We start from the raw sequence: 9,038 nt of genomic DNA on the forward strand, positions 1-9,038 counted from the left end.
ATTAATTATCTGTGCAGTCTTATTGTTATAATCCATAACAATTAAATAAACTCAGAATTTAGACATAAAATTCTCTTGCTTTAATTTTTCAAACTCTTACCTTTGCGCCTTTGCGCCTTTGCGTGAGCTTAATTCATACTTAAATTATGCAACGCCGAGAAAAAACGTAAAAACCAGTACCAAAAATCCCCCATATCTATAAATCCTTCCCCTTACCGTCATCAAAACCCGGAAAAGTTAATAATGAATGGCATGATGAGGCGTAAAGACCCTTAAAATAGTCAAGATTTGTATTTTTGTAATCTAAGGTAAAAACTATGCCCCGTCGTCAAGACCTCAAAAAAATTCTCCTGTTAGGTTCAGGACCAATTGTGATTGGTCAAGCCTGTGAATTTGACTACTCTGGAACTCAAGCCTGTAAAGCCTTGCGAGAAGAAGGCTATGAAGTCGTGCTGGTAAACTCCAACCCAGCGACAATCATGACCGACCCGGAAACCGCCGACCGCACCTATATTGAACCGTTGACACCGGAAATAGTGGAAAAAGTCATTGCCAAAGAACGTCCAGATGCTTTATTGCCAACAATGGGAGGACAAACCGCCCTTAACTTGGCTGTAGCCTTAGCCAAAAATGGCGTTTTGGAGAAATACAACGTCGAGTTAATTGGTGCAAAATTACCCGCAATTGAAAAAGCCGAAGACAGGAAACTGTTTAATGAGGCTATGGCTAAAATTGGGGTTGCAGTATGTCCCAGTGGTACAGCTTCTACTTTAGACGAATCAAAGGCGATCGCTCTGCAAATTGGCACATATCCTTTAATTATCCGTCCAGCCTTTACAATGGGGGGGACTGGTGGCGGTATCGCCTACAATCAAGAAGAATTTGAAGAAATGGCACAAGTAGGAATTGATGCTAGTCCCGTTTCCCAAATTCTCATTGACCAATCTTTATTGGGTTGGAAAGAGTATGAATTAGAAGTAATGCGGGATTTAGCCGATAACGTCGTCATTATCTGTTCTATCGAAAATCTCGACCCTATGGGGATTCATACAGGGGATTCTATCACCGTCGCCCCCGCCCAAACCCTAACTGATAAAGAATATCAACGGTTACGGGATATGGCAATTAAAATTATCCGGGAAATTGGTGTGGAAACGGGCGGTTCTAATATTCAGTTTGCTGTAAATCCCGTGAATGGTGACGTAGTGGTAATTGAAATGAACCCCCGCGTCTCCCGCAGTTCGGCTTTGTCTTCCAAGGCTACAGGTTTCCCCATTGCCAAAATCGCGGCGAAGTTAGCTGTGGGTTATACTTTGAATGAACTACAAAACGATATCACCAAAAAAACCCCCGCTTCCTTTGAACCGACAATTGACTATGTGGTTACGAAAATTCCCCGGTTTGCGTTTGAAAAGTTCCCCGGTTCAGAAGCGGTGTTAACTACTCAAATGAAGTCAGTGGGCGAAGCCATGGCTATTGGGCGGACATTTAATGAATCCTTTCAAAAAGCTTTACGTTCTCTGGAAACCGGACGCGCTGGTTGGGGTTGTGATAAAGCCGAAAAATTGCCCAGTGGTGAACAAATTCGCGCCCAATTGCGGACACCTAACCCAGAACGCATCTTTTCTGTGCGTCATGCTATGCAGCTAGGAATGAGTAATGAGGAAATCTACGAACTGACAGCAATTGACCCTTGGTTTTTAGATAAATTGCAAGAAATTTTAGAAATAGAAAAATTTCTCAAGCGCACGCCCTTAAAACAGTTGACAAAAGCGCAAATGTATGATGTGAAAAGAAATGGATTTAGCGATCGCCAAATAGCTTATGCTACAAAAACCAAAGAAGACGAAGTTCGCACATATCGCAAACAGCTAGAAGTTATCCCCGTTTACAAAACTGTTGATACCTGTGCTGCTGAATTTGAAGCTCTGACTCCATATTACTATTCTACCTACGAAGAAGAAACGGAAGTATTACCAACAGATAAACCCAAGGTGATGATTTTGGGTGGTGGTCCAAACCGCATTGGTCAAGGAATTGAGTTTGATTATTGTTGTTGTCATGCTGCATATTCTCTACATGATGCCGGGTATGAAACAATTATGGTCAATTCTAACCCAGAAACAGTTTCTACAGATTACGATACCAGCGATCGCCTGTATTTTGAACCATTAACTAAAGAAGACGTTCTCAACATCATCGAAGCCGAAAACCCCGTCGGTATCATCGTCCAATTCGGTGGCCAAACACCATTAAAATTAGCCGTTCCCCTGCAAGAGTATTTACAAAAAGCTAATAGTATCACCAAGATTTGGGGAACATCTCCCGATTCTATAGATATGGCAGAAAACAGGGAACGGTTTGAAAAGATTCTGCAAAAATTAAATATCGCCCAACCACCTAATGGTATGGCGAGAAGCTATGAAGATGCTTTAATTGTTGCCAAGCGCATTGGTTATCCTGTAGTAGTTCGTCCTAGTTATGTATTGGGGGGAAGGGCGATGGAAATCGTTTATTCCGATACTGAATTAGAACGTTACATGACCTTTGCTGTGCAAGTAGAACCAGATCACCCGATTTTAATTGATAAATTCTTAGAAAACGCCATTGAAGTGGATGTAGATGCGATCGCCGATCATACTGGTAATGTCGTCATTGGTGGCATCATGGAACACATCGAACAAGCGGGGATTCACTCCGGTGACTCAGCTTGTTCCTTACCTTCCATTTCCCTCTCTCCCGCTGTCCTCAACCAAATCCGTTTATGGACGGTTCAACTAGCACAAGCTCTATCTGTAGTTGGGTTGATGAATATTCAATTTGCCGTAGTCGGTGCAAATGGCTATTCTCCCCAAGTGTATATTTTAGAAGCTAACCCCAGAGCATCACGGACAGTTCCCTTTGTATCTAAAGCCACAGGGGTACAATTAGCCAAACTCGCATCCTTAATTATGTCGGGAAAAACCTTAGAGGAAGTGAAATTTACCAAAGAAGTTATTCCTTCTCATATTGCCGTCAAAGAAGCGGTTTTACCATTTAGTAAGTTCCCTGGTACAGATACTATTTTGGGTCCAGAAATGCGCTCAACTGGCGAAGTAATGGGTATTGACAGCGATTTCGGTCGCGCCTTTGCCAAAGCAGAATTAGGCGCAGGGGAAAAATTACCGCTTCAAGGAACTGTATTTGTTTCCATGAGTGACAGAGACAAACCTCTCGCAGCAGATGTGATTAAGGAGTTTATTAAGTTAGGCTTTACAATCATGGCTACCCAAGGGACACGCCAAGTCCTGCAAGAACAAGGGTTAGAGGTAAAATCAGTTCTCAAACTCCATGAAGGTCGTCCTCATGTCCTGGATGCGATTAAAAATGGCAACATTCAACTGATCATCAACACACCTTCTGGAGAAGAAGCTCATGCCGATTCTAAGTTAATTCGTCGCACCGCCTTAGGCTACAAAATCCCCATCATTACTACTATTGCAGGTGCTAGAGCCACAGCCGCAGCCATCTGTTCTCTGCAAAATACAACTTTAGATGTCAAGGTGATCCAAGAATACTGTCCAAGAAGTTAATTGTCTAAACTATGATTTTTGTGATTTTGATGATTTTTATGATTATTTGGCTAGTTTTTCGCAGAAATCTATGATTTTTACGACAGATATATCATCTTAATTAAAAGAATCACAAGAATCATAGTTCAGACCTTTGATGATTTTTATGATGAATCCTGCGGATTTATCGGGAAAATCCCTCATATTAACCAAAATAATCAGAAAAATCATAGTTCAGACGTTTTCCTCATCTTCATCAAAATAATCCTAAAAATCATAGTCCGACATTATTAAGCAATTGTTACAAAAAAATCATTATCGTTATCATTGAGATATTTTAACAAATATGAGGAAGCTATTTCTCCGCTAGAGGATTAGCCGTTGTTTAAGGAAATGTATGCCATTCAGTAATTTCAGAGTCTGAAGTCATCTCAAATTACTGCCGAAGTGCGGGTTTCCCTATAGTCAAATTATTCTCATAAATGTTACAATTATTAATATTCCCGAAAACACAAAAAATGTTTGACTTGCTACTGTGTATCTAACTACAGATACTTGTGGAAACAAGGAGACAGATGTAACGTTTGGCAGTGAAGTACCTAATTTACCCAAATATGGGCAACCTGAGTTTATCGGGTGCGACAAATCTCAAAACATTATTTCGTTAACGACCCTATCAGCAAACCCACCATTACCCAAGAGTAGCGCCATGAAGACCGCTCAATCAGCCACCGACCTCGTGCGGACTTACCTGCGTGAGATTGGCCGTGTGCCACTTCTCACCCACGAAGAAGAGATTTTTTATGGTAAACAGGTGCAACGATCTACTGCCTTGCATGAGACCCGGGAAGGTCTGGCTACCCAGTTAGGTCATGAACCAACTGTAGAAGAATGGGCAGCAGCCTCTGATATAGAAGTATCAGAATTAAATCAAGCGATCGCAGTTGGTGAAATAGCCAAACGGAAAATGGTAGAAGCCAATCTCCGCTTAGTCGTTTCCGTTGCCAAAAAGTACATTAAACGTAATGTTGACTTACTTGATCTCATTCAAGAGGGCAGTATTGGTATGCAACGGGGTGTAGAGAAATTTGACCCTACCAAAGGATACAGATTTTCTACGTATGCCTATTGGTGGATACGTCAAGCCATTACTCGGGCGATCGCCGAAAAAGCCCGGACTATTCGCTTGCCCATTCATATTACGGAAAAACTCAACAAAATTAAAAAAGCCCAGCGTCAACTATCCCAAGGACTAGGACGTGCGCCCACAGTAGCGGAATTATCCCAAGAACTAGATTTAACACCCAAACAGGTGCGAGAGTACCTAGAAAAAGCCCGTCTACCATTATCTCTAGATTTACGTCTGGGAGATAACTATGACACCGAACTGGGAGAAATGCTAGAAGACACAGGGGCAACACCGGAAGATTTTGTCATGCAAACTTCCCTGTCTTATGACTTAGAACGGATGATGTCAGAACTCACACCCCAGCAAAAGGAAGTGATTAGTCTCCGCTTTGGTTTAGTAGATGGACAATCTTTAACTTTGGCTAAAATTGGTGAAATCCTGAATATTAGCCGGGAACGAGTCCGCCAAATTGAACGGGAAGCACTAAACAAACTTCGCAAATCTAAAGCAACTATGAATGAGTATCTTGCAAGTTAGTCAGTTGTTATTAGTTAATGGTCAGTTATTTTTTGCTTTGTGGGTGGAGTTTCCCCACCCATACTCATTTGAGTTCGGAGTTCGGAGTTCGGAGACGCTACGCGAACGGAGTTATGATTTTTTCAACGAGAGAATAAGGGTTTGAAACTCATAATTAGGGCAGTTTTCCACAAATTATCTTATGTCGAACTCAGGTATACTCACTCAATAGGTGAAAACCACTCCCATTTGAGTACGGTTAAACCGACTCCCTCGAAAGGAATAAACTGTTAGATTGGTTGACATGAATTATATATATAATAGTCAACTAGATCGAATAAGCAATAACTACAAGTTATTCCAGTCACAAATACCGTCGTTACTAGTGGCAGTACAGGAGGTCAAAGGTGAGTAACAAATCTAATCGAGTATCAGAATTTTTTAATAGTGAGTCGGAAACAAGTAATTTATTATGGCAATATGTTAAATCGTTAAGTCCAGAAACAGTTAATCAATTATCTAAACCCACTTCTACGGAAGTTTTGCAGGTAATGGAACGGAACATCATTGGACTTTTAGGAAATTTACCTTCTGAACAATTCGGGATTACTATTTCTACTAGTCGGGAAAACTTAGGTCGCTTATTAGCATCAGCTATGATTAGTGGCTATTTTTTACGCAATGCAGAACAAAGAATGGGTTTTGATGTAGTTATGCAAACAACAGAATCTAATAGTAGCGAAGTTGAATAATGTTTTTGTAAAAAAATTACCAAAATACAGCGGGAGTCAGGAGTAAAAATCTGTTGTGAATAGGGTTTCATGAATACCTACAGTACGTTGACACGAACAATTCATGTCCTAAACACCTTGACTGTTGTTATAAATATCAACTCAGTAGAGATATAATTAGTCTGCTGAGTTTTTTTATTTATTGGTAATTGGTAATTGGTAATTGGTAATTGGTAATTGGTAATTGGTAATTGGAAAGAATTTATTTCCTATTCCCTATTCCCTGTTACCTATTCCCTGTTCCCTGTTCCCTATTCCCTGTTCCCTATTCCCTGTTCCCTATATGAATAAAAGTATTCCTTCTATTCCTCATAAAATTATTGGTGTTGCTGTTATTTGGAATGACCAAAAACAGATATTAATTGATAGACGTTTACCTACAGGTGCAATGGGTGGTTTGTGGGAATTTCCAGGTGGAAAAATTGAAGTTGGTGAAACTATTCAAGAATGTATTAAACGAGAAATTTCTGAAGAATTAGGCATAGAAATTGCCGTTGGAGAACATCTAATTACTATTGATCATACCTATACTCATTTACGAGTAACTTTAACAGTCCATCATTCTCAGCATTTAGCAGGTATTCCCCAAACCATAGAATGTGATGAAATTCGCTGGGTGAGTTTAGATGAATTGGATAATTTTACCTTTCCAGAAGCGAATGGAGAAATTATCACGGCTTTGAGGAAATATCACAATCAAAATCTGCAAAGTTAGAGTCATAAACTCAAGAATTATCAGGTGAAAATTTAGATGAGATTTCGGAAGCTATTTTGGATTTTTCACAACCTGATAATTTGGTAATTTGGATAGCCAATCAAAGTTAAAATGTTTTCTCACGCAAAGAGGAAAAGATATTTTTTATGAGTCGGTTTTAACCGACTTTTGCTTTTAGACAGGGAATTTATTCCCTGGCTGTCTTATATCTAGTATAATAGATAATGATTAGCGGTAAAAACTATGACTCAATTACTTGAAGAAGCCATTAAACAAATAAAGCAACTTCCTGAAACCGAACAAGATATAATTGCTAGACTCATTCTCAACGCTTTAGAAAATAATTTAGCTGAGAAAAATTTGTCTGTTATTGATGAAAGTCATACTTGGACAGAAGAAGACCAACTTGATATCACCTCTTTTTCTTTACAATATGCTGCTTCGATATTTCCAGAAAGTGAGGAAATAACACAGTGAAATTTAATCCTGGGGATGTGGTAACGGTTGATTTTCCTGGCGCTACAGGTATTAAACGCCGTCCGGCTGTAGTTTTATCATCTGTAATTTATCACGCAAATCGTCCTGATGTTATCATTGGATTAATTACTTCTCAAACAACTGCATTAGGTATTACTGACTATATACTTCAAGATTGGAATGAGGCTGGTTTACGAGTTGCGTCTATTTTTCGCAGTTATATTGTGACACTGCCACCTTCAGCTAATTTTAGTTTAATTGGTCATTTGTCAGAGCGTGATTGGCTTGGTGTTTGTAATTGTGTGAAAATATCTTTGGCCAAGTTAGATAGTTTATGAAAGTTTAGGGTTTTTCCCAAGCAAATACGCAAAATGTAAATGGACTGCCTCGGAATTGAACCGAGTTTTCTCCCTTTTGTATGCAAGCATAGATATATGACTCAAGAGTTATCAGGTGAAAATTTAGATGAGATTTCGGAAGCTATTTTGGATTTTTCACAACCTGATAATTTGGTAATTTGGATGGTGAATCAAAGTTAAAATATTTTCTCACGCAAAGAGGAAAAGATATTTTGGCTCTACCGTTCCCTTTATGTAAAACAACATTTATTGTAAGTTGGGTAGAACGAAGTGAAACCCAACATTAGCGGTAGGATAGTAAGGGGTGTTGGGTTTCGTCCCTCAACCCAACCTACAAAAATTAATATTCTTCTCCATAAGGGGAGCGGTAGAACCGATATTTTTTATGAGTCGGTTTTAACCGACCTTTGCTTTTAGACAGGGAATTTATTCCCTGGATATATTTGAATTTGATGTTTAATTTTGTTACGCTATCTTGTGCTATTTATACAAGATTCTTTTATACTAAAAGCATAACTATCGAGTAAATCAGAGTACATTAACCATGCAAGCATCAGAAACTAAGCTGCAAGAGATTATTGAAGGTAATAAACAGTATGTTGTTCCCTTGTTTCAGAGAGCCTACAGTTGGAAAAAATCTCAGTGGGAATCTCTATGGAATGATATTTTAGAACTATATCATAGCGATAATCGTCGTCCTCATTTTATGGGTTCTATTGTCACTATGCCAACTTCTGCTATACCTGAAGGTGTAAGTAAATATTTATTAATTGATGGACAACAACGTTTAACTACTATTTTTATCCTGCTTTGTGCTTTGCGAGATAAAGCTAAAAATATTCATGATGAGTTAGCCGCAGAAATTCATAATACTATTATTGTTAATCCATATAAAAAAGGTTTAGATCATTATAAACTTCAACCTACCCAGGTAGATAGACAGTCTTTTCATAGTTTAATTAATGGTCAAGATTATGTAAATAATTCTGGTATTACTGAATGTTACTTATTTTTTGAAAAGAAGATTAGACAAAGTAACTTAGATTTTTCTGATCTCAAGAAAGTAATCTGTAGTTATTTATCTATTGTGAGCGTTGTTTTAAGTACAGAAGATAATCCTTATTTAGTCTTTGAAAGTCTCAATGCTAAAGGTGAACCTTTAACACAAGCAGATTTAATTCGTAATTATTTTTTCTTGAGAATTAATACCGAAAATCAAGACGATGCTTATAATAAATATTGGCTACCAATGCAACAAACTTTAGATGTTAATTTAACGGAATTTATCAGACATTATTTAACCAGAGATGGCGTAGAAATCAAGAAAGATGAAGTTTATTTTCAGATTAAAGAAAGAATGATCAAAAGAGATGCTATTGATTATTTGAAAGATTTATATGAATTTTCGGAATATTATGCAAAACTTTTAGATCCACTAAAAGAGAATAATTTAAAAATTCGTCGTTGTTTGGAAAGAATCAACCGTTTAGAAGTAGCTAC

8 protein-coding genes and 1 pseudogene are annotated in these 9,038 nt (G+C 38.3%); all 9 read left to right on the forward strand.

Annotated features, from left to right (window positions below; translation table 11 throughout):
• Nucleotides 1–317: 317 nt before the first annotated feature.
• Nucleotides 318–3,572: a carbamoyl-phosphate synthase large subunit gene (gene carB, locus IQ228_RS14375; protein WP_027404960.1), complete on the forward strand. Its 3,255-nt coding sequence runs from the start codon at nt 318–320 to the stop codon at nt 3,570–3,572.
• 688 nt (nt 3,573–4,260) lie between these two features.
• Nucleotides 4,261–5,217: an RNA polymerase sigma factor, RpoD/SigA family gene (locus IQ228_RS14380; protein ID WP_027404959.1), complete on the forward strand. Its 957-nt coding sequence runs from the start codon at nt 4,261–4,263 to the stop codon at nt 5,215–5,217.
• A 386-nt stretch (nt 5,218–5,603) separates the two neighbouring features.
• Entirely contained in the window at nt 5,604–5,948 is a 345-nt protein-coding gene (locus IQ228_RS14385) for a DUF760 domain-containing protein (protein ID WP_027404958.1), read from the forward strand.
• Nucleotides 5,949–6,270: 322 nt separating this feature from the next.
• Nucleotides 6,271–6,702: an 8-oxo-dGTP diphosphatase MutT gene (mutT, locus tag IQ228_RS14390; protein ID WP_193963271.1), complete on the forward strand. Its 432-nt coding sequence runs from the start codon at nt 6,271–6,273 to the stop codon at nt 6,700–6,702.
• A gap of 23 nt (nt 6,703–6,725) precedes the next feature.
• Nucleotides 6,726–6,812, forward strand: a pseudogene (locus IQ228_RS27450) (hypothetical protein); the annotation flags it as partial.
• A gap of 133 nt (nt 6,813–6,945) precedes the next feature.
• Nucleotides 6,946–7,179 carry a hypothetical protein gene (locus IQ228_RS14400; RefSeq protein WP_027404956.1) on the forward strand — a complete coding sequence of 78 codons (234 nt, stop codon included), beginning with the start codon at nt 6,946–6,948 and terminating at the stop codon, nt 7,177–7,179.
• Nucleotides 7,176–7,517, forward strand: coding sequence for a type II toxin-antitoxin system PemK/MazF family toxin (locus IQ228_RS14405; RefSeq protein ID WP_027404955.1), 342 nt, complete (start codon nt 7,176–7,178; stop codon nt 7,515–7,517). The genes IQ228_RS14400 and IQ228_RS14405 overlap by 4 nt, the downstream gene beginning before the upstream one ends.
• A gap of 96 nt (nt 7,518–7,613) precedes the next feature.
• Complete coding sequence (locus IQ228_RS14410; RefSeq protein ID WP_152540522.1) at nt 7,614–7,718, forward strand: DUF4351 domain-containing protein; 105 nt, start codon at nt 7,614–7,616, stop codon at nt 7,716–7,718.
• A 364-nt stretch (nt 7,719–8,082) separates the two neighbouring features.
• A partial coding sequence (locus IQ228_RS14415) for a DUF262 domain-containing protein (RefSeq protein WP_193963273.1) occupies nt 8,083–9,038 on the forward strand: 956 nt, incomplete at its 3' end.

Source organism: Dolichospermum sp. LEGE 00246 (assembly GCF_015207865.1).
Taxonomy (GTDB): Bacteria; Cyanobacteriota; Cyanobacteriia; order Cyanobacteriales; family Nostocaceae; genus Dolichospermum; species Dolichospermum heterosporum.

Bases quoted from the DNA above. Each gene is read 5' to 3' on its own strand.
- carB (WP_027404960.1), top strand. From the start codon at position 318: ATGCCCCGTCGTCAAGACCTCAAAAAAATTCTCCTGTTAGGTTCAGGA.
- IQ228_RS14380 (WP_027404959.1), top strand. From the start codon at position 4,261: ATGAAGACCGCTCAATCAGCCACCGACCTCGTGCGGACTTACCTGCGT.
- mutT (WP_193963271.1), top strand. From the start codon at position 6,271: ATGAATAAAAGTATTCCTTCTATTCCTCATAAAATTATTGGTGTTGCT.
- IQ228_RS14400 (WP_027404956.1), top strand. From the start codon at position 6,946: ATGACTCAATTACTTGAAGAAGCCATTAAACAAATAAAGCAACTTCCT.
- IQ228_RS14410 (WP_152540522.1), top strand. From the start codon at position 7,614: ATGACTCAAGAGTTATCAGGTGAAAATTTAGATGAGATTTCGGAAGCT.